Here is a 20,841-nt window from a genome sequence, read left to right as displayed (position 1 = left end):
TCTACGTCATGTCCCCGGTCGGCCGCCGTCATCGTCGTGAGGGCCGCCACCGCAGTCAAGGTCCCCGTCGCGATCCATGGCGGAACTCCCCACCGGAAGGGTGCGGCGCGGTGCCCTGCGACACTGGTCGCGATCGCGCACCGCAGGAGGCATCACCATGACCGAACCGAGCCCCGCCGCCTTCACCGAGGCACGCGCCCGGGACGTACTGGCCGCGGCCGGGCGGCCGGACGCCGCGGCCGACGCCCGGCTGCTCGCGCTCGGCGAGAACGCCGTCTTCGCCCTCGGCGACAGCGGTCCGGTGGTACGGGTGGGCCGCAGCGCCGAACTCCTGGAGCGCGCCGAACGGGAACTGGACGTGGCCAAGTGGCTGGCCGCCTCGGGCGTACCGGCGGTACGGGCCGCGGAGCCGGTGGCCACGCTCGTCGACGGGCACCCCGTGACGTACTGGGAGCGGCTGGCGGAGGCCGTCCGCCCCGCCGGGCCGCAGGATCTCGCCGCGCTGCTGAAGCTGGTCCACGCCCTGCCGGAGCCGCCGTTCGCGCTGCCCCGCCGCGAGCTGCTGGGCGGCGTCGAGCGCTGGCTGCGGCTGGCGGGCGACGCCGTGTCCGCATCGGACGCGGAGTATCTGCGCGGACGGCGCGATGCGTTCGCGGCCGCCGCCACAGCCCTTCAGCCGCATCTGCCGCGCGGTCCGATCCACGGCGACGCGCTGACCCGCAACGTCCATGTCGGACCCGACGGACCGGTACTGGTGGATCTGGAGACCTTCTCCTCCGATCTGCGCGAACACGATCTGGTCGTGATGGCGCTGAGCCGGGACCGCTACGGCCTGGGCCCGGACGTCTACGACAGCTTCGTGTCCGTCTACGGCTGGGACGTACGGGACTGGGAGGGCTGCGCCGTGCTGCGCGGGTCCCGGGAGACGGCGAGCTGCGCCTGGGTCTCGCAGCACGCACCGGGGAACCCGGCGGCGCTCAAGGAGTTCCGGCGCCGGATCGCCTCACTGCGGGAGAAGGACGCGACGGTGCGGTGGTATCCCTTCTGAGGCCGGGGTCCCGTACGAAGTCGGACGGGGCACGCTGCGGCGGACGGCCGCGCCGACGCTACCGGGCCGGCCCGGCCTGATACGGGATCAGCGGCCAGGCCGGCTCGACTATCGCCCGGGGGTCGCCGGAGCGCCTCAAGTACGCCTGGAACGAGGCGGCTTGCTCGGCGGCCGCCTGCTCCTGGAGGGCGTGCAGAGCCCGGGGCGAGGGGATGGCGACGGCCGGGAACTTCTCCCCGATGCGGCGGGCGACTCCGGCGGCGGCCGCCGCGTCCGCGCCCGCCTCGTGTGCCTCCTCCAGCCGGACACCGTAATGGCCGCACAGCGCCTGCAGCGCGCGCTTGCCCTTGCGGTAGCGGTCCACATGCTTGTCGAGGACGAGCGGGTCGATGACCGGTGCGGGGATCCGGCCCAGCCGGTCGGTCAGGGTCCGCAGGCCGTGGCGCCGGCATTCGCGGTCCAGGAGGGAGAGGTCATAGCGGGCGTTCATCACCACCAGGGGGATCTCCGCGCGCAGGGCCTCGGCCAGCGCCTCGGTGATCTCCTCTACGGCCGTCGCCGGCGACTGCCCGTGCTTTTGGACATATGCGGTCGAAATGCCGTGTATGGCCGCGGCTTCCTCGGGAATCGGCACGCCCGGATCCAGCAGCCAGGTCCGCTTCGCGGCCGCCCGGCCGTCCCCCTCCAGCCGGACCAGGGCAGCGGTGACGATGCGGTCCTGCTCCACGTCCGTGCCCGTCGTCTCCAGGTCGAAGCCGATCAGCAGCTCCTGATGCCAGCTCATGCCGAAACCTCGCTTCGCTCGGCCTGCCACTCGCGCGGCGCGCGCCCGCGTTCCCTGCGCTCGCTGCCCTCGCTCATGCGGCCTCCTTCGGTGGTACTTCCCCCGTTGCTCGCCCACTCTCCCACGCACCACTGACAATCCACCGGCCACCCGTCGCGGCACGGGCGCACCGGTCGCGGGCCAGCCCTTAGGCTGACCGCCATGGACCTACGGCTGGCAGGACACGGCGCGCTGGTGACGGGCAGCAGTTCGGGGATCGGCGCGACCATCGCCGAGACGCTGGCGGACGAGGGGTGCGAGGTACTGGTCCACGGCCGGGACGCGGGGGCCGCGGCGGCCGTCGCCGAGCGGATCGCGCGCCGCGGGGTACGGGCCGAGGTGGTGCTCGGCGACCTGACCGAACCCGGCGTCGCCGAGCAGGTCGCCCTCACCGCACGCGACTTCGGGGCGCACATCCTGGTCAACAACGCCGGTCCGTTCGCCGAGCACGACTGGGAGAGCTCCCGGCCCGCCGACTGGCGCGCGGCCTTCGAGGGCAATGTGCTGCCGACGGTGCGGGTCACCCAGACGCTGCTGCCCTCGCTGCGCGCGCACGGCTGGGGCCGGGTGATCACCATCGGCAGCCGGGCCGTCCGCACACCGCTGCCCAACATGGTGACGTACTCGGCTGCCAAGGCGGCCGTGGTGAACATGACCACGAGCCTGGCCAGGCATCTCTCGGGGAGCGGGGTGACCGCGAACTGCGTGAGCCCGGGAGTGATCGTCTCCCCGTCGATGTACCGGATGTGGCAGGAACGGACCGCGGCCGACGACGGGCACGCCAACGGGTCGGACGCGGCGGGCGATCCCGGGGAGCCGGACGAGGCGGACGAGCCGGACGAGGCGAGCATCGTCGCGCGGTACGCGCCGAATCCGGTCGGGCGTCTGGGGCGCCCGGAGGACATCGCCTCCGCGGTCGCCTATCTGGCGAGCCCGCGCGCCGATTACGTCAACGGAATCGAGCTGCGGGTCGACGGGGGCATCACGGGGACGCCGTAGGAGGCCGCCCTCTCCGCGGCGTCTCCCCTACCGCTTGCCCTCCAGCACCGTCCGCGCCCTGTACTCCCCCACCGGCTCCACCCCCTCGCCCGCCTCTGCGCTCACCTCCGCCACCAGTACGTCCGGTGCCGTCTCCGCGCCGCTCGCGCACGCCGCCGCGAAGGCCGCCGCGCCCAGGCCCCGGCGCGCCGCGTCCGTGCTGCGGGCGACGTCACCGCGCTCCGCGACGGGCTGCGGCGCCCCGGCCGCCGCGCGGAGCGTCCCGGCGCCGCCCAACAGCCGGGCCGTGGAGACGAAGCGGCCGGCCAGTGCCTGGGCGCCGGCCAGGCCCTCCAGTGCCAGCGCCACGGCACGCGGATCGGCGGTGGCCCGGGCCGCCGCGAAGCCGTCCAGGTGGCGGCGACGGGCGGTCGGCGCATCGCCCCGCAGCTCCGCGACGAAGCCCAGCTCGGCCAGGACGAACGCGGTACCGGGGTCGCCGTCCCGGCCGCGGCACCACTCCAGCCAGGGCAGCAGCTGTGCCTCGGCGTCGTCGAGGCGGCCCTCCCTCCTGGCGCCGAGCGCGAGTCCGGTCTCGGCGAACATCTCGCCGCGCCGGTGCGCGTGTTCGGCGGCCAGCCGCCGGCCCCGCTCGTGGAGGTCCCGGGCACCGGCCGTATCGCCGGTCAGCAGGGCGATCCGGCCCAGGCCGGAGAGCTGGTACGAGGACTGGATCCCCAGGCCGAGTTCCTCGGCGATCCGCAGCCCGTCCTGATGGAGCCCGGCCGCCCGGGCGTAGTCTCCGGTGATCTCCGCGAGCGCGCCGAGCGCGTCGGCCGCCTGCAACTGCCCCCAGCGGTCGCCCAGTTCACCGAAGAGCGCGGCGCTCTCCTCGGCGTCGCGGCGGCGCGCGGCCGGCTCCCTGCCGCCGGCCAGCCGGGCGCGGCTGCTCAGCGCCGCGGCGGTGCCCCAGCGGTCGCCCAGCGTCCGGAAGGCGGTCAGCGCGTCCGACACCCGCCGCGCCGCCACCGCGCTGTCGCCGAGGCCCACCTGGGCGTACCCCAGGAACCACTGGGCCCAGGCCCGGTCCCGCGGCTCCTCGTGCTCCTCGTAGCGCCGCAGTACGGCGGCCGCCCGCCCTACGGGGTCGGCGTCGCCGCCGGCCAGCGACGCCATCCCGACCTGCCAGGCGGTCGCCCGCAGCCGGCGCCCCACGGGGACCGCGGCGCCGTCTCCCTCGGGGTGCGCACCGGCCGACGCAGTCACCGCGAGCGCCGCGTCCAGCGAGCGGCCCGCCTCCGCGAGCCGGCCGCGCAGGAACCAGTACCAGGCCAGCGCGTTGGCCAGGCGCAGCGCACGGTCGGCCGCGCCGCCGCGGACCCAGCCGTCCAGCGCCGTCCGCAGGTTCGCGGCCTCCTGGTCGAGCCGCTCCAGCCACTGCCGCTGCGCCGCCCCGTACAGCAACGGCTCGGCGCGCTCGGCCAGTTCGGTGTAGTAGTCGTGGTGGCGGCGGCGTACCGCGGCCAGCTCGCCGGCCTCCCGCAGGCGTTCGAGGCAGTACGCCCCCACCGTCTCCAGCAGGCGGTAGCGCACGCCGTACGGCGTCGGCGCCACCGCGACCAGGGAGCGGTCCACAAGACGGACCAGCAGTTCCAGTACCTCGTCCCGTCGTATGCCGTCGCCCGCGCAGACCGTCTCGGCGGCCTCCAGAGTGCAGCCGTCGGCCTGTACGGCCAGCCTGCGCAGCACGGTGCGTTCGGGGAGGGACAGCAGCTCCCAGCTCCAGTCGATCATCGCGCGCAGGGTCTGCTGCCGGGGCGGCACACCCCGTCGGCCGGCCGCCGGCAGCCGGAACCGGTCGTCCAGCCGGGCGCTCAACTCCCTTACGCCCAGTGCGCGTACCCGGGTGGCGGCCAGCTCCAGGGCGAGCGGGATGCCGTCCAGGCGGCGGCAGATCTCCGCCACGGCGGGTGCGGTGTCCGCGTCCAGCGCGAAGCCGGGGTCGGCGGCGCTCGCGCGGGCGGCGAACAGCGCGCGGGCGCCGGCCGGCTCCAGCGGCGGTACGGTCCACACCACCTCGCCCGCCAGGCCCAGCGGTTCCCGGCCGGTCACCAGCGCCCGGAGCTCCGGCGCGGCGGCGAGCAGCGCGGCGGTGACCTCGGCGGCCGCCTCGACGACATGCTCGCAGTTGTCCAGGACGAGCAGCAGGCGCTTGCCCCGTACCGCGCCGACGAGCCGCTCCGCCACCGGGCCGGCCGCGGCGCCCTCCCGGATGCCGAGCACGGCCAGCACGGCCTCGGCGACCTCGGCGGCGGTGCACTTGCCCGCGCGCTCGCCCGCGGCGTCGTCCGGGCGGCTCAGCGCGGCCAGTTCCACGAGCCAGACGCCGTCCGGGAAGGCGTCGGACGACCGGCCGGCGGTCTCCAGGGCGAGCCGGGTCTTGCCCACGCCACCGGGGCCGGTGAGCGTCACCAGGCGGTCGGCCGCGAGGAGCCGGCCGATCCGGTGGACGGCGTCCTGGCGGCCGAGGAGTTCGGTGAGGGGGGTGGGGAGGTTGGTGCGCGGGCGCGGGGCGGGACCGGCGGCCGAGACCGCCGCGGCCCCGGTGGCAGTGAAGCGCCCCGCGTCCGCGCCGCTCGCCTCCCAGGGCTCCTGCCGCAGGATCGCCTGGTGGACCGCGGTCAGTCCGGGACCGGGGTCCACCCCCAGCTCCTCGGCCAGTTGTGCGCGTACTGCGCCGTACGCGGCCAGCGCCTCGCTCTGCCGTCCGGCCCGGTACAGGGCGGTCAGCTGCAGCGCGCGCAGCCGTTCGCGGAGCGGGTGCCGGACCGCCAGGGCGGTCAGCTCGCCGGTCAGCGCGGTGTGCTCGCCCAGCTCCAGGCGTGCCGAGGCCCGCTCCTCCAGGGCGGTCAGCCGCTGCTCCTCCAGGCCCTCGGCCACCGGGCGCACCAGGTCGTCGTCGGCGAATCCGGCGAAGGCCGGGCCGTGCCACAGGGCCAGGGCCTCGCCGAGCAGGTCGGCCCGCTCCCGTGCGGTGGCGGCCGCCTGGGCACGGGCCGTCAAGGCGGTGAAGCGGCCGGCGTCCAGGGCGTCGGCCGGGATGTCCAGCCGGTATCCGGGCGGGGTGGCCGTCACCAGTTTCCGGGCGCCGGGCTCCGCGGTGTCCAGGGCGCGGCGCAGCTGGGAGACCTTGCTCTGGAGGGAGGCTGTCGGGTTCGCGGGCGGCCGCCGGCCCCAGAGGTGGTCGATGAGCCGGGTCGCGGAGACCGGGCGGCCGCGGTGCGCGAGGAGCGCGGCGAGCAGCGCCCGTACCTTCGTCTCCGGGACGGGGGCAGGGCGGCCGTCGGCGGTCCGCACGTCCAGCGGGGCCAGTACGCGGAAGTGCATGCGTCAACCGTACGAGGTGGTCAGGAGACCGGCCGCGAATCCGCCCAGATGCTCTCGAATTCCTCCCGGTAGGTCTCGAAGAGGCCGTGGTCGCCGTCGCGCCCGTCGCGGGCGTCCTGGCGGACGACCTCGCGGGAGCCGCCGCGCAGCACCAGGACGGGGGACTCCATGCCCCGGCTCTTGCGGAGGTAGGGCTGGACGACGGCCAGACCGTCGGGGCCGTCGCCGTCGACGAGGTAGGCGGTGAAGCGCGGGGTCTCGTCGAAGACCTGGATCTCGAAGGCGCCGGGGTCTCGCAGCCGGGCGCGCACCCGCCGCATGTGGAGGATGTTCATCTCGATGGAGCGGCTCATCTCGCCCTTCTTCAGGCCGATTTCGCGCTCCCTGCGACGGACCGCGCTGCTCGCGGGGTTGAGGAAGAGCAGCCGGACCCGGCAGCCGGATTCGGCGAGCCGGACCAGGCGGCGGCCGGAGTAGTTCTGGACGAGGAGGTTCAGCCCGATGCCGACGGCGTCGAGGCGGCGGGCGCCGCCGAAGAGGTCCTCGGCGGGCAGCTGCCGCTGGAGGCGGACCCGGTCGGGGTGCACGCCGACGACATCGGCGTAGCGGTCGCCGACCAGGTCCTCCACCGCGTCGATCGGCAGCCGGCCGGAGATCCGGGTGCCGGTGCCGGAGCCGAGGATGTCCAGGAGCCGGGCGGAGGCGCGCTCGGCCTGGGCGAGGACGGTCTGCGACAGGGCGCGGTTGCGGGAGACGATGTTGCGGGCGACCTCCAGCTCGTCGAGGGCCAGCTCGACCTCCCGGCGGTCGTCGAAGTACGGCTCGAAGCAGGGCCAGTGCTGGACCATCAGTTCGCGGAGTTGCGGCAGCGTCAGAAAGCTGACGATGTTGTCGTCCGCCGGGTCGAGGAGGTAGCCCTTGCGGCGGCTGACCTCGCGGACGGCGACCGCGCGCTGCACCCATTCCTGCCCGGCGGGGCCGGCCGCGGCGACGACCCATTCGTCGCCGTGCACCGGTTCGTAGATGGGCCGCAGGACCGCCGCGACCACGGCCCGCAGCCGCTGCTCGACGAGATTCAGCCAGATGTAGGCACGACCGGCCCGTCGGGCCCGGGTGCGCACCTCGCTCCAGGCGTCGGCGCCCCAGTCCAGCTCCGCCCCGATCTCCAGCGGTCGTGCCAGGGACACCGCGCCGGGCGGTGCGTCGACGGAGCCGCCTTCTTGAGCCTCGTGACTCTCGTCACCAGGGGGCAACTCCAGCCCGCCGCTCACCTGCCACCGCCTCCCGAACCCCCGTGCCAACGATCAAGGCAGACTACTGCGGTGCGGGAGGCGGTGCAGCAGGATGAGTCGAGTCGGCTGTCAACTCCCCTTATTCATAGTGCCCGTTGTGACCGGACAGCGCGGGCGGAGTGAGCGGATTCATAGCGGTGACGTCGCGCGGAGCCAGCTGGAACCCCTGCCAGTGGACGGGCATCGGCTCCTGGTCCTCATCTCTGGCGATGTGGTGGAACCCGATGTTGACCCACGCGATGGGGTGTTTCAGCGGCTGGCCGTTGACCCAGGAGTCGATGCTCCTGCCGCCGCGGGCACCGCAGTTGGCCAGGTTGTTGCTGGCGAACTGCTCACATTTTTTGTAGTCGGTGAAATAGATGTCGTGCTTGGTGTAGCTGCGGCCGGTGTACTTGCTGGTGTGCCCCGGCACGATCTCGTACGAGCGCGGATGGCCGTCCTTGTTCTTTCCGGTGGCGCTCACCACGCGCCACCAGCGCATCGGGCCCGCGTCCCCGGCCAGCTCCTTGGTGACGGGGGTGCGGGTGGTGCGGATGGTGGGGGTGCGGCCGCCGGGGCGGGTGGTGGTCGCGGAGTCGAACTGCTCGACCTTGTTGCCGGAGGAGCCGTCCAGGCCGAAGTTCAGCCGCCAGAAGACATTGTGGCTGTGGCTGGTGGCGTAGTCCTTGGCGCCCTTGCCGATCGGCATACCGCGGCCGTCGCCGGCGTCGTAGTCGCCCGGCGAGACCGTGCCGGTGGCGCCGACCTGCATGGTCATGGTGCCGTCGCCGGCGAACCGCCATTCGGTGATGTACTCGTACCAGCCGACCTTGTTGACGGTGTAGAGCAACAGGTCGTTGCCCTGGAGCTGGTAGGTCTTGGTGTTCTCACCGGGGTAGGCGCCCAGCCGGTAGGCGTGGCCGCGGGCCCGGGTGGTGGCGCACAGGCCGCCGACCTCCGGGTGCGCGGGGTCCCAGGCGCCGGGCACCTTGACGGTCTTGATGGTGCCGCCGGGGCATTCGGCGGGGGCGAGCTTCTGCAGGCCCTGGGCGAAGCCCTGGCCGGTGAGGTCGTCGTACTCGTTCGTGCCGTCGTCGTAGGGGACGTGGATCTGGGCGAGCTTGGCGGTGGTGAGCACCTTGATCGGGGCGGGTTCCCCCTTGGGCTGGTAGGAGATGTCGTCCAGGACCAGGCCGGCGTTGCCCTCGTAGTGCCAGCACATCCGCCAGACCGTGCCGCCGTCGAGCGCCTGGGTGATGCGGTAGGGGGTGCTGCACTGGGGCCCGGGGTCGGGCGCGGCGGGGGCCTCGGGGGCGGCCTGGGCGGCCGGGCCGGTCAGCAGGGCGGTCGCGGCGAGCAGCGGGACCGCGGCGAGGGCGGCGGCGCGCCGGTACGGACGGTGGGTCGAAGTGCCGGTGGTGCGTCTTTGGCGCATGGTGGCGGCTCCTGTGCGAAGGAGTGGACGTCGATGGGCGGACTCGCTCGGCGCGGTCAGCCCAGGCGGCCGACGGTGCGGGCGCTGAGGTCGATGACGAAGCGGCGGGTGTCGATCCACTGACCGTTTTTGATCTTGGTGAAGAGGCGGATGCAGCGGTGCTCCCCGCAGGCGGCGAGGGCGCCGGGCGCGTCACCCTCCGCGCGCCCCCGGTAGACGAAGCCGGTCACGGCGAGCGGATCGGGCCCGGTGAGGTCGCGCCCGGTGGCGTCGCGGTAGTCCTGGCGCAGCCCGGAGCCGAGCGGGGCGGCGATCAGCAGCCGCGCCGCCTCGACGGCCTCGTCGTGGCTCGGCGGCGGCTGGACGCCGCGCTGGGTGTCGGTCGACTCCACCTTCGAGGTGGTGAGGTTGACGGTCTTGGTGATGTAGCGGTCGCCGGCGTAGTCGTAGTACGAGACGTTCGCCCGGCGCGGCGGGTCGGCGAGCCCCACCTCCGACGGGCCGAGTTCGGCCAGGTCCGTGGTGAGCGGCTCGGGCCCCGGTTTGCCGGTGACGTCCTTGGCGACGCCGCGCACGGGGCGCGGCAGCGCCAGCTCCCGGGCGCGCCGCAGTTCGTCGTCGGTGAGCGGATCGCGTCCCTGGCCGCTCTCCCCCTGGGCGCGGACCTGCTCGACGACACCGGGTGGCGGTTGCCCCGGGTCCCGCCCAGGTGCGGCCTTGCCGGCCGCGGCGGGCCGGGCGCTGCTCGCGTCGTCCGCGCCGGCGGGCAACGTGACCGCCACCATGACGGCGGTGCCCGTCAGCGCGATGGCGGCGCCCGCCACGACCTTGCCGAGGTGGCGGTATATCAGTTGGTGCACGGTTCCCCCCTGCTGTCACATTCCGTGACACGCAATCTCGGATCCCCCGTCAGTCCTCCTGCAGGACGTCCAATAGGACGAACCGACATCGCGACAGGTTGCCCACTATTCAGCCGAGATCCCAGGAAAAGACCGCCGTGTACGACAAGTTGCGACTGCTTGCGGAAGATTTTGCTTCGGTCCGCGGGCGTGTGTCGTGGAGTCGCCGCAGGGCCCGACGAGAAAGTGGAAGAGTCTACGCATGCAGGTCTGGCCGGGACAGATGTATCCACTGGGTGCCACCTATGACGGGGCGGGCACCAATTTCGCGGTGTTCTCCGAGGCCGCGAAGCGCATCGAACTGTGTCTGCTGCACGACGACGGTTCGGAGACCGCCGTCGAGCTGCGCGAGAGCGACGCCTTTGTGCGGCACGCGTACCTTCCGGGGGTGATGCCGGGGCAGCGCTACGGCTTCCGGGTGCACGGTCCCTACGAGCCGCAGCGGGGGCAGCGCTGCAATTCGGCGAAGTTACTGCTCGACCCGTACGCACGGGCCATGAGCGGCCGGATCGACTGGGACGAGGCGGTCTACGGCTACCACTTCGGGCGCCCCGAGGTGCGCAACGACCTGGACTCGGCCCCGCACACCATGGCGTCGGTGGTGGTCAATCCGTACTTCGACTGGGGTGACGACCGCCCGCCGCGCACCGCCTACCACGAGACGGTGCTCTACGAGGCCCATGTCAAGGGCCTGACGATGCTCCACCCGGAGCTGCCCGAGGAGCTGCGCGGCACCTATGCGGCGCTGGCGCACCCGGCGATCATCGACCATCTGACGGAGCTGGGGGTGACCGCCCTGGAGCTGATGCCGGTGCATCAGTTCGTCCAGGACCACCGGCTGGTGGACGCGGGGCTGACGAACTACTGGGGCTACAACACCATCGGCTTCTTCGCCCCGCACAACGCCTACGCCTCCTGGGGCGACCGCGGGCAGCAGGTGCTGGAGTTCAAGACCGCGGTGCGGGCGCTGCACCAGGCCGGCATCGAGGTGATCCTCGACGTGGTCTACAACCACACGGCCGAGGGCAGCCATCTCGGTCCGACGCTGTCGTTCCGGGGGCTGGACAACGCCTCCTACTACCGGCTGTCGGAGGACCGGCAGTACTACATGGACACCACCGGCACCGGGAACTCGCTGCTGATGCGCAGCCCGCACGTGCTCCAGCTGGTGATGGACTCGCTGCGCTACTGGGTGCAGGAGATGCGGGTGGACGGCTTCCGCTTCGATCTGGCGGCGACGCTGGCCCGGCAGTTCCACGAGGTCGACCGGCTGTCGTCGTTCTTCGACCTGGTGCACCAGGACCCGGTCGTCAGCCAGGTGAAGCTGATCGCCGAGCCGTGGGACGTCGGCGAGGGCGGCTACCAGGTGGGCAACTTCCCGCCGCTGTGGACCGAGTGGAACGGCAAGTACCGGGACACCGTGCGGGACCTGTGGCGGGGCGAACCGCGCACGCTGGCGGAGTTCGGGTCCCGGCTGACGGGGTCGTCGGACCTCTATCAGGAGGACGGGCGGCGGCCGCTGGCCTCGGTGAACTTCGTGACCTGCCACGACGGCTTCACGCTGCGCGACCTGGTCTCGTACAACGACAAGCACAACGAGGCCAACGGCGAGGACAACCGCGACGGCGAGCGCTACAACCGGTCCTGGAACTGCGGCGCCGAGGGCCCGACCGACGATCCGTCGGTGCGGCGGCTGCGGTCCCGGCAGATGCGGAACTTCCTCGCCACGCTGATGCTGTCGCAGGGGGTGCCGATGCTCAGCCACGGCGACGAGTTCGGGCGCAGCCAGCACGGCAACAACAACGCCTACTGCCAGGACAACGAACTGTCGTGGGTGCACTGGCCGCAGGGCGAGCCGGGTGCGGGCGCCGAGCCGGGGCCGGCCGGCGACCCGGACGGGGCGGATGCGACGGACGAGGCGGCCGGGCCGCAGGAGGCGCCGGAGGCCGACGAGGAGCAGCGGGCGCTGCTGGCGTTCGTCCGGCAGATGGTGTGGCTGCGGCGCGACCACCCGGTCTTCCGGCGCCGGCGGTTCTTCCAGGGCCACCCCATGGAGGGCACCCACGACAAGCTGTCGGACATCGCGTGGTTCACGGCCGGCGGCGGGGAGATGGGGCCGCGCGACTGGCAGTCGGTGCACGCCAAGTCGCTGACCGTCTTCCTCAACGGCAGCTCGATCTCCGAGCCGGGTCCGCGCGGCGAGCCGATCACCGACGACTCGTTCCTGCTGATGTTCAACGCCCACGACCAGGAGAAGGAGTTCGTCATCCCCGAGCACCTCGGCCGGCAGTGGCAGGTCGTGGTCGACACCGACCGGCCGGAGGCGGTGGCCGACGGCGGCGGCGCCAAGGTCAAGGCCGGCGACCGGCTGACGCTGATCGGCCGGAGCCTGCTGGTGCTCCAGCGGCCGGCGTAGCCGTCCCCCAGGCGGTGCCCGGGCGGGACAGGGCGCGGAGCGCGGCCTCACGGGTACCGGCGTGGGCGTCCGACAGGGCCTGGACGAGGGCGTCCTCGTCGGCGGGGTCCGGGCGGCGCCCCAGCGCGATGACGGCCGCCTCGCGCACCTCCGCGGCCGGGTCCGCGACGGCGGCGGCCCGCAGCGCCGATCTGACGGCGGGTACGGGCGCCGGGTAGCGGCCCAGTGTCCAGGCGGCCGCATGCCGCCGCCGGGGGTCCGGCGCGTCGCGCAGTAGGGACACCAGCGCCGGCTGGTCGTGCGGCAGCGAGCGGTCGAAGCCGGAGGTGTCCATGCCGTCGAGGGTCTCGTCGAGCCATCTCTCGTACCAGGCGAGGAAGTCGGTGTCGTGGCAGAAGTGGGGCGGCCACAGGTCGAGGCAGACGTTGACGACGCGTCCCCGGGCGGGACCGGAGACCACGAGGCCGGTGTACAGGGAGCAGCCGCTGCTGGTGAGCGTGATCACGCCGGGGTAGGGCTCGGCGTCGTCGTCGCCCGGCACCTCATGCCGGGCCGGGTCCGGGGGGTCGGTGGGCGAGAGGGGGAAGGGGACGGCGAGGTGGCGGGGCGGGATCCGGCCGAGGACGAGGTGGTCCCAGTCGTCCAGGGGCATGAGGCCGTGGTGCGGTCCGGCGCCGGCGTGGCCGATCGTGGTGAGGAAACCGCGGTAGCTCTCGGGCAGCCGGATGCCGTGCGCGCGCTCGAAGTCCGCTATCCGGGACTCGGGCAGGGGCGGGCCGAGCCGGAAGCGGTGCGTCTCCTCCCCCATGGAGCGCGCCCGGCCCGGCAGTCCTCGGACGATCGCCAGCTTCGCCGCGATCCTGGGCAGCCGTTCGTCCACGCCGTATCACTTCTTCGCGGTGCCGTCGGAGTGCGTGGATCGAAGATTAGTTCACCCCCCGTCGCCGCATGGACCGGCCGGGCCCGGGTCGGCGGGCCGAAGCGCTCGGGTGATGACAATGCCGGAAGGAGATGACACATCGGGCCCCGCGCGGGGTACGGGTGTTCCCATGACGCAGCCATCGAGTCCGTCGCCGACCGCCACCTACCGGCTGCAGCTCCAGCCGGACTTCCCGTTCGCCGCCGCCGAGCGGGCCGTCCCCCATCTGGCCGCGCTGGGCGTCTCCCATCTGCATCTCTCCCCGGTGCTGGAGTCGGTGCCGGGGTCCACACACGGCTACGACGTGGTGGACCACTCGGCGGTACGGGCCGAGCTGGGCGGCGAGCGGGGGCTTCGGGCGCTGGCGGCGACGGCCCGTGCGCACGGGCTGGGGCTGGTCGTCGACCTCGTGCCGAACCATATGGCCGTGCCGGAGCCGGTGGCGCTGAACCGCCCGCTGTGGGAGGTGCTGCGCGACGGGCCGGCGTCCCCGTATGCGCGGTGGTTCGACATCGACTGGGACGGCGGGCACGGCGGGCGGATGCTGCTGCCGGTGCTCCACGGGCCGCTCGGCGACGAGGCGCGGCACTTCCGCGTCGACGCCGAGGACGGGGTGCTGCGCTATCACGCGCACGCCTTCCCGCTGCGTCCCGGTACCGAGGACCTGCCGCTGCCGCGCCTGCTGGTGGCGCAGTGGTACCGCCTGGCCTGGTGGCGGTTGGGCCGCAGCGAGCTCAACTACCGCCGCTTCTTCACCGTTTCGGAGCTGATCGGGGTGCGCGTCGAGGATCCCGAGGTCTTCGCGGCCACCCATGCCACGGCGCTGCGGCTGGTCCGCGACGGCGTCATCGACGGGCTGCGGATCGACCACCCGGACGGCCTGGTGGACCCCGGCGGTTATCTGGCCCGGCTGCACAAGGCGACCGGCGGCCGCTGGACCGTCGTCGAGAAGATCCTCAGCGGCGACGAGCAGCTGCCGGCGAGCTGGGCCTGCGCCGGTACGACGGGCTATGACGCGCTGCGGCACATCGACGGGCTCTTCGTCTGCCCGCAGGGCTCCGGGCGGCTCTTCTCCCACTACCGGGACTTCGTCACCCCGCTGGCCGACGAGGGCGGCGACTGGGAGGAGACGGTGCGCCGGGCCGCGTACGAGGTCGTCACCCACGATCTGGCCGCGGAGGTCGAGCGGCTGGTGCGGACCGCGGCGCGGATCAGCGCGCGCGACCCGCGGCCCGGTGACCACGCGCCCTGGGCGCTGCGGCAGGCGATCCGGGAGCTGCTGGTGCGGCTGCCGGTCTACCGGCCGTACGCCGCCGACGCGACGCGGGCGGTGCCGGACGCGGCGATGCTGGGGCAGGCGGCGGTGCGGGCGCGCGGCGCGTTCCAGGTGGCCGAGGAGGCGCGCGCGGTGGACCTGGTCCACGATCTGGCGCTGGGCCGGTGGCCGGGCGAGGCGGAGGCGGGAGGGCAGGCCGTCGGGTCGGAGGGAACCACCCCGGAAAGAGCCACCCCGGTCGGGACCAACCCGGAGCAGCACGAGGCGGACCGCGCCGACTTCGCCGCCCGCTTCGCCCAGACCGCGTCCGCGCTGCGCGCCAAGTCCGTCGAGGACACCGCCTTCTACCGCTATCCGGTGCTGCTGTCCGCCTGTGAGGTCGGCGGCGACCCCGGGGAGCCCGCGCGCGGACCGGACGCCTTCCACGCCTACTGCGCCCGGATCCAGCGGGACTGGCCGGCGACGGCCACGGTGCTCTCCACGCACGACACCAAGCGCAGCGCCGATGTGCGGGCGCGGATCGCGGTGCTGTCGGAGTGCCCGGACCGGTGGCGGGACGCGCTCGGCGCGATGGGTGAGGCCGCGGTGTGCGGGGCCGCGGCGGGCTCGATGGACGGTGCGGGCCCGGCGGACCCGATGGTGTCCTGGCTCGTCTGGCAGACCGCGTTCGGCCTGGGCGCGCCCGCCGAGGAGCCTGGGGCGACGGGGGCACCTCCCAGCGACAGCTGGAGCAGGGTCGCGGGCGCGGTCCTGAAGTCCGTACGGGAGGCCGGGCTGCGCACCTCGTGGACCGAGCGGAACGCGGACTACGAGGAGGCGGTGGCGGAGTTCGTCCTGGGCGGACCCTGCGGTCCCGCGGCGGCCCCGCTCGCCGCGCTGGGCGAGGAGCTGGCCCCGTTCATCCGGGCCAACGTCCTGGGTGCCACGCTGCTGCATCTGACCATGCCCGGCGTCCCCGATCTCTACCAGGGCACCGAGCTGGGCTACGCCGCGCTGGTCGACCCGGACAACCGGCGGCCCGCCCGGTTCCGTCCGGAGCTGCTCGCCGAGCTGGACGGCGGGGCCGCGCCGCGCGATCTGGACGGCGAGAAGCTGCGGCTGACGGCCGCGGCGCTGCGGCTGCGGCGCGCGCACCCCGAGTGGTTCGGCGCCGCCGCGGACTACGAGCCGGTGGAGGCCGAGGGGCCGGCGGCCGAGCACTGTGTGGCGTTCTGTCGCGGCGGGCGGGTGCTGACGGCGGTGACCCGGCTGTCGCTGCGGCTGGTGGAGACCGGCGGCTGGTGGGACACCGGGCTCCGGCTGCCCTCCGGGGGAACGTGGCGCGAGCTGCTGAGCGGACGACAGCTGCCGGGCGGCGCGGTGGTGGGGCTGAGCGAGCTGCTGGAGGAGTCGCCGGTGGCACTGCTGGTCCGCGACTGACGATTCGTCAGCTGTTGTGCGGCCCCGTCCGTACCGGCCGGCGGATTTCGTCCCCGGCCCCGTCGGCCGAGCGCAGCAGCTCGGTGAACTCCGCGGCGGCGCCGGTCAGTTCGACCCGTGAGAAGACCGTGATCTCGCGCCGCCACGGCGGGTCGGTGGGCACCCAAGCGCAGTCCAGGCCGCGCAGTTCGTGGGCCGCGGTGAGCAGTACGCCGACGCCCGCCGACGCCATCCGCACGGCGGTCGAGCTGTGCTGGGTGCGGACGGCGGTGCGCGGGGTGAAGCCCAGCCGCTCGCACTCCAGGTCCAGCCAGCGCCGGCCCCCGACCATCGGCTCCAGGCTGCACCGCACCCAGGGCCGGTCCGCCAGCTCGGCCAGCCGTACCGACTCGCGGGCGGCGAGCGGATCGCCGTGCGGCACGACCAGCACCATCCGCTCCCGCCCCACGACGGTGACCGGCCCCTGCCAGTCCTTGGGACCCGGCCCGAGCGCCATGTCGGCGACACCGCGCGCCATATGCTCCTCCAGCTCCTCGGTGGTGGCGTACTCGTGGAGCACCAGGCGCACCCCGGGGTGCTCGCGGGTCCAGCGGGCGCAGACCTCCGGCAGCACCCCGATCGCCTGCGCGTGCACCGTCGCGATATGCAGTTCGCCGCTCTGCGCACCGTTCGCGGCCAGCGCGGCGCGACGGGCCTGCCGGGCGCTGCGGACGGCGAGTTCGGCGTGCGGGAAGTAGGCCCGGCCCATCGCCGTCAGCCGCACCCCGCGGGGCATCCGCTCCAGCAGCGGGCCGCCGACCTCCCGCTCCAGCGCCTTGATCTGGTGCGAGAGCGCGGACTGGGTGACGTGCAGCGCCTCGGCGGCGCGGGTGAAGGACTCCTCCTCGATGACCGCCACCAGATACTCCATCTGCCGCAGGCTCATCGCCCCGCCCCTCCCACCGCACGCCCGGCCTTCCATGAAGACCCTTCATCACCACCATAGAAACATTGCCTTGGACTCATCGCCGCAGGTGGGCGGAGTCTGAACCCATGCCTGATCGCATGAGTGAGACAGACTCCCACACCACAGACGTCGTCGTCATCGGCGGCGGCACGGGCGGCTACAGCACCGCTCTGCGCGCCGCTTCCCTGGGCCTGCGGGTGGTCCTGGCCGAGCGCGACCTGATCGGCGGCACCTGCCTGCACCGCGGCTGCATCCCCAGCAAGGCCATGCTGCACGCCGCCGAGCTGGTGGACGGCATCGCCGAGGCCCGCGAGCGGTGGGGCGTCAAGGCCACCGTCGACGCCCTGGACTGGCCGGCGCTGGTGGCCACCCGCGACAACATCGTCGCCCGCAACCACCAGGGCGTGGCGGGGCACCTGTCGACGGCACAGGTCCGGGTCGTCAAGGGCTCGGCGCGGCTGACCGGTCCGCGCACGGTCCACATCGAGGGCGCCGGGGATGTGACCGCCCGGCGCGGCATCGTGCTGGCCACCGGCTCCCGGCCGCGTCTGCTGCCCGGTCTGGAAGCCGACGGCCGACGCGTCGTGACCAGCGACGACGCCCTGTTCGCGGCCGAACTCCCGGCGTCCGTACTGGTCCTGGGCGGTGGCGCGATCGGCGTCGAGTACGCCTCGTTCCACCGCTCCATGGGCGCCGAGGTCACGCTCGTCGAGGCGGCGCAGCGGCTGCTCCCGCTGGAGGACGAGGACGTCGGCCGCCACCTGGCGCGCGGTCTGAAGAAGCGCGGGATCACCGTCCGTACGGGTGCCACCCTCACCGGCACCGAGCTGCTGCCGGACGGTGTGCGGGCCACCGTGACCACCGCCGGGGGCGAGGAGCTGGTGGTCGAGGCCGAGCGGCTGCTGGTGGCGGTGGGGCGCGCCCCGGTGAGCGACGGGCTCGGCCTGGAGGCCGCCGGACTGTCCACGGACGCCCGGGGGTTCGTCGTGCCGGCGGACTGGTCGCGGCTGGAGACCGCCGTACCGGGCATCCACGTGGTCGGCGATCTGCTGCCGCCGCCGTCGCTGGGGCTGGCCCACGCCTCCTTCGAGGAGGGCCTGTTGGTGGCCGAGACGCTGGCGGGCGTCCCCACCCGGCCGGTGGACTACACGACCGTGCCGCGGGTGACGTACTCCTCGCCGCAGACCGCGTCGGTCGGTCTGACCGAGGCCGAGGCGCGCGCCCGCGGCCTGGAGATCAAGGTCAACTCGATGCCGCTGGCCGCCACCGCCAAGGGCATGGTGCACGGCCAGGGCGGCATGGTGAAGGTGATCGCGGCGGCCGACGGTGCGGGCGGCGAGGCCACCGGTGTGGTGCTCGGCGTCCATCTCGTCGGGCCGCACGTCTCGGAGATGATCTCGGAGAGCCAGCTGATCGTCGCCTGGGACGCCGAACCCGCCGACGTCGCCCAGCACGTCCACGCGCATCCGACCCTGTCGGAGGCGGTCGGCGAGGTCTTCCTGACGCTGGCGGGCCGCGGTCTGCACCAGCACTGAGCGGACGGGGGCGCCCCCGCGGACCGGGCCATCAATTCGGTTGCGCGGGGGCGCCCCGCTGGTCAACATGGCCCGGTCAGCACGACCCTCCCTGAAGCAGGAGCACGGAATGCGCGGATTCCTCGGAACGACCCATCGCCCCGTCCGGACGACCGTTCTTGAGGAATCCACCTTCCATGCTTGTCTCGCACACCCTGAACATCGGGATTCTCGCCCACGTCGACGCAGGTAAGACCAGCCTCACCGAGCGGCTGCTGTTCGACACCGGCGCCATCGACCGGCTCGGCAGCGTCGACGCCGGCAGCACCCGTACCGACACCGGTGAGCTGGAGCGGCAGCGCGGCATCACCATCCGCTCGGCCGTCGCCTCCTTCACCGTCGGCGAGGTCCGGATCAACCTCATCGACACCCCCGGGCACTCGGACTTCATCGCGGAGGTCGAGCGCGCCCTGGGGGTGCTCGACGGCGCCGTGCTGCTGCTGTCCGCGGTGGAGGGCGTCCAGGCCCGGACCCGGGTGCTGATGAGGACCCTGCGGCGGCTGCGGCTGCCCACGCTGCTCTTCGTCAACAAGATCGACCGGGTCGGCGCCCGGGGCGAGGCGCTGCTCGCGGACATCCGCCGCCTGCTGACGCCGGCCGCCGTCCCCATGACGGCGGTGTCCGGCCTCGGCACCCCGGGGGCGCGCTCGGTGCCGTACACCCTGGAGGACCCGGGGGCCCGCGAGCGGATCGCCGAGGCGGTGGCCGAGGCGGACGAGTCGGTGCTGGCCCAGCTGGTCGAGGGCCCGCCGCCCACCGCGCAGGGGCTGCGCGCCGCCCTCGCCGCGCGCACGGCCGACGGTTCGCTCCACCCGGTGTACTTCGGTTCGGCGCTCGGCGGCCAGGGCGTCGGCACGCTCATCGACGGCATGGTCCGGCTGATCCCACCGGCCCCGGTGGTCACGGGCACCGCACCCCGCGGCACCGTCTTCGCCGTGCACCAGTCGCCGGGGGGCGAGCGCACCGCCCATGTCCGGCTCTACGAGGGCGAGTTGCGGGCCCGGCAGCGGATCGAGCTGCACCGTCCGGGCACGCCGGACGGCGCGGGCGGCCCGCTGACCGGCCGGATCACCGCACTCGACGTCGTCGGGCGCCCGCCCGGCGACGACGGGCCGCTGACCCCGGGCAACATCGCGGTGCTCCGCGGGCTGCCGGGCATCCGGACCGGCGACCGCCTCGGCCCGCCCACCGGCGCTCCCACCGAGTCCGGCCTCTTCCCCTCCCCCACCCTCGAAACCCTCGTCCGGGCGGGCGATCCGGCGCGCGCCGCGGCGTTGCGCGCCGCGCTGCTGGCGCTCGCCGACCAGGACCCGCTGCTCCAGGTCCGCCCGGCGCCCGACGGCGCCACGTCGGTGCTGCTGCACGGCGAGGTGCAGAAGGAGATCATCGCGGCCACCCTGCGGCAGGAGTACGGCATCGAGGCCGCGTTCGCGCCGAGCCGGGTGGTGTGCGTGGAGCGGCCGTGCGGCGTCGGCGAGGCGCTCCACGAGATCGCCCGGCGCGGCCACACGGGGCCCTGGGCCACGGTCGGACTGCGCGTCGAACCGGGCGCCCGCGGCTCCGGCCCGGTCTTCGCCTACGAGACCGAACTGGGGGCGCTTCCGCACGGCTTCCACCAGGCCGTCGAGGAGACCGTACTGGCGACCCTGCGGCGGGGCCCGCACGGTCGGGCGGTGACGGACTGCCGGGCGGTGCTGACCCGCTCCGGCTTCATCGGCCCGGTCAGCACGGCCGGGCACTTCCGCGCGGTGACGCCCGGCGTGCTGCTGCGGGCCCTGGAGCGGGCCGGCACGCGGGTGTACGAGCCGTACCACGCCTTCGAGGCCGAGGTCCCGCTCGCCGCGCTCGCGCCCGTGACCGCCCGGCTGGCCGCGCTGGGCGCGGAGCTCGGCGAGCCCTCCGGCGGCCGGCGCTCCTGGCTGCTGAGCGGCGCCCTGCCGGCCCGCCATGTCCAGGAGGTCGAGGGGCTGTTGCCGGGGCTGACGCACGGCGAAGGGGTGTGGATGTCCTATCCGTCGGGCGACCGCCCGCTACGGCGGGACGCGGCGCCGGTCGGGGGCACGCCCTAGGGCCTGTCCGATGGGTCGGGGTCGGAAAGGCCGCGGCGTCTGGTGCGGTGCATCGCAAGGCGCCGGAGCGTCTCGATAGCGGAGCTATCGGGATGATTCGGCAACGCCGCGAGGTGCCGTGCCAGGCGTCGCGGGCCCGGCCAGGACCCATCGGACAGGCCCTAGGAGTTCCGAAGGCTCCGGATGCGGCTCGGCGTCCGCGGCGCGCCTGAAGGGCCGAGGCGGAGCGCAAGGCGGGCATCGCCCACGGACCGGGCGTCCGTGGGCGATGCGACACCAACGCCGCGAGGTGCGAGCCGGGCGGGCGCCGCAGGCCCACGGAGGCCGGAGGGACACCCCCTGGGGTCAGCCCCCGGCCGCCCGCCGGATTCGGCCACGGGA

At 74.1% G+C, this 20,841-nt stretch carries 13 protein-coding genes; 6 read left to right on the top strand and 7 right to left on the bottom strand.

From position 1 onward, the window contains the following. Positions 1-157 precede the first annotated feature (157 nt). Positions 158-1,048 carry an aminoglycoside phosphotransferase family protein gene (locus ACZ4NB_RS13960; RefSeq protein WP_467661172.1) on the top strand — a complete coding sequence of 297 codons (891 nt, stop codon included), beginning with the start codon at positions 158-160 and terminating at the stop codon, positions 1,046-1,048. A 58-nt stretch (positions 1,049-1,106) separates the two neighbouring features. On the opposite strand, the gene ACZ4NB_RS13955 is transcribed toward ACZ4NB_RS13960, so the two are convergent. Beyond that, positions 1,107-1,832 (bottom strand): exonuclease domain-containing protein, encoded by a 726-nt coding sequence (locus tag ACZ4NB_RS13955; protein WP_467661171.1) that lies wholly within the window; start codon positions 1,830-1,832, stop codon positions 1,107-1,109. 201 nt (positions 1,833-2,033) lie between these two features. Between ACZ4NB_RS13955 and ACZ4NB_RS13950 the strand changes: the two genes are divergently transcribed. Then, on the top strand, positions 2,034-2,870 hold the full coding sequence (locus ACZ4NB_RS13950) for an SDR family NAD(P)-dependent oxidoreductase (RefSeq protein WP_467661170.1): 837 nt from the start codon (positions 2,034-2,036) through the stop codon (positions 2,868-2,870). Between the two features lie 27 nt (positions 2,871-2,897). Here ACZ4NB_RS13950 and ACZ4NB_RS13945 read toward each other — a convergent pair whose 3' ends face one another. The 4 genes from ACZ4NB_RS13945 to ACZ4NB_RS13930 all read right to left on the bottom strand — a co-directional run bounded on the left by ACZ4NB_RS13945 (position 2,898) and on the right by ACZ4NB_RS13930 (position 9,802). Then, positions 2,898-6,236: an AfsR/SARP family transcriptional regulator gene (locus tag ACZ4NB_RS13945; protein ID WP_467661168.1), complete on the bottom strand. Its 3,339-nt coding sequence runs from the start codon at positions 6,234-6,236 to the stop codon at positions 2,898-2,900. A 20-nt stretch (positions 6,237-6,256) separates the two neighbouring features. After that, on the bottom strand, positions 6,257-7,507 hold the full coding sequence (locus tag ACZ4NB_RS13940) for an SAV2148 family HEPN domain-containing protein (RefSeq protein ID WP_384431645.1): 1,251 nt from the start codon (positions 7,505-7,507) through the stop codon (positions 6,257-6,259). Between the two features lie 100 nt (positions 7,508-7,607). Then, positions 7,608-8,942 carry a copper amine oxidase gene (locus ACZ4NB_RS13935; protein ID WP_467661166.1) on the bottom strand — a complete coding sequence of 445 codons (1,335 nt, stop codon included), beginning with the start codon at positions 8,940-8,942 and terminating at the stop codon, positions 7,608-7,610. Between the two features lie 56 nt (positions 8,943-8,998). Next, complete coding sequence (locus ACZ4NB_RS13930; protein WP_467661165.1) at positions 8,999-9,802, bottom strand: Tat pathway signal sequence domain protein; 804 nt, start codon at positions 9,800-9,802, stop codon at positions 8,999-9,001. 241 nt (positions 9,803-10,043) lie between these two features. On the opposite strand from ACZ4NB_RS13930, the gene glgX reads away from it, so the two are divergent. After that, complete coding sequence (gene glgX, locus ACZ4NB_RS13925; protein WP_467661163.1) at positions 10,044-12,257, top strand: glycogen debranching protein GlgX; 2,214 nt, start codon at positions 10,044-10,046, stop codon at positions 12,255-12,257. On the opposite strand, the gene ACZ4NB_RS13920 is transcribed toward glgX, so the two are convergent. Further along, positions 12,193-13,137 carry a HEAT repeat domain-containing protein gene (locus ACZ4NB_RS13920; RefSeq protein ID WP_467661161.1) on the bottom strand — a complete coding sequence of 315 codons (945 nt, stop codon included), beginning with the start codon at positions 13,135-13,137 and terminating at the stop codon, positions 12,193-12,195. The genes glgX and ACZ4NB_RS13920 overlap by 65 nt on opposite strands. 169 nt (positions 13,138-13,306) lie before the next feature. Here ACZ4NB_RS13920 and treY point away from each other — a divergent pair, with 169 nt between their 5' ends. After that, positions 13,307-15,871, top strand: a complete 2,565-nt coding sequence (gene treY, locus ACZ4NB_RS13915) for a malto-oligosyltrehalose synthase (RefSeq protein WP_467661160.1) — start codon at positions 13,307-13,309, stop codon at positions 15,869-15,871. 7 nt (positions 15,872-15,878) lie between these two features. Here the strand turns inward: treY and ACZ4NB_RS13910 are convergent, their stop codons facing one another. Next, positions 15,879-16,796 carry a LysR family transcriptional regulator gene (locus ACZ4NB_RS13910; protein WP_467661158.1) on the bottom strand — a complete coding sequence of 306 codons (918 nt, stop codon included), beginning with the start codon at positions 16,794-16,796 and terminating at the stop codon, positions 15,879-15,881. A gap of 119 nt (positions 16,797-16,915) precedes the next feature. Between ACZ4NB_RS13910 and lpdA the strand changes: the two genes are divergently transcribed. Together lpdA and otr(A) are read left to right on the top strand one after the other, a co-directional pair. After that, positions 16,916-18,352 carry a dihydrolipoyl dehydrogenase gene (gene lpdA, locus ACZ4NB_RS13905; RefSeq protein WP_467661157.1) on the top strand — a complete coding sequence of 479 codons (1,437 nt, stop codon included), beginning with the start codon at positions 16,916-16,918 and terminating at the stop codon, positions 18,350-18,352. A 176-nt stretch (positions 18,353-18,528) separates the two neighbouring features. Beyond that, positions 18,529-20,460, top strand: a complete 1,932-nt coding sequence (gene otr(A), locus ACZ4NB_RS13900) for a tetracycline resistance ribosomal protection protein Otr(A) (RefSeq protein WP_467661155.1) — start codon at positions 18,529-18,531, stop codon at positions 20,458-20,460. The last annotated feature ends 381 nt before the right edge of the window (positions 20,461-20,841 follow it).

Source organism: Streptomyces sp. NPDC026575 (assembly GCF_055567415.1).
This window is presented reverse-complemented; position numbering and strand designations above follow the sequence as displayed.

What these genes read in the sequence shown, in the direction of transcription:
- ACZ4NB_RS13955 (WP_467661171.1), bottom strand. Translation starts at nt 1,832, where the DNA reads ATGAGCTGGCATCAGGAGCTGCTGATCGGCTTCGACCTGGAGACGACG.
- ACZ4NB_RS13935 (WP_467661166.1), bottom strand. Translation starts at nt 8,942, where the DNA reads ATGCGCCAAAGACGCACCACCGGCACTTCGACCCACCGTCCGTACCGG.
- lpdA (WP_467661157.1), top strand. Translation starts at nt 16,916, where the DNA reads ATGAGTGAGACAGACTCCCACACCACAGACGTCGTCGTCATCGGCGGC.
- ACZ4NB_RS13945 (WP_467661168.1), bottom strand. Translation starts at nt 6,236, where the DNA reads ATGCACTTCCGCGTACTGGCCCCGCTGGACGTGCGGACCGCCGACGGC.
- treY (WP_467661160.1), top strand. Translation starts at nt 13,307, where the DNA reads ATGACGCAGCCATCGAGTCCGTCGCCGACCGCCACCTACCGGCTGCAG.
- ACZ4NB_RS13950 (WP_467661170.1), top strand. Translation starts at nt 2,034, where the DNA reads ATGGACCTACGGCTGGCAGGACACGGCGCGCTGGTGACGGGCAGCAGT.
- ACZ4NB_RS13910 (WP_467661158.1), bottom strand. Translation starts at nt 16,796, where the DNA reads ATGAGCCTGCGGCAGATGGAGTATCTGGTGGCGGTCATCGAGGAGGAG.
- ACZ4NB_RS13960 (WP_467661172.1), top strand. Translation starts at nt 158, where the DNA reads ATGACCGAACCGAGCCCCGCCGCCTTCACCGAGGCACGCGCCCGGGAC.
- glgX (WP_467661163.1), top strand. Translation starts at nt 10,044, where the DNA reads ATGCAGGTCTGGCCGGGACAGATGTATCCACTGGGTGCCACCTATGAC.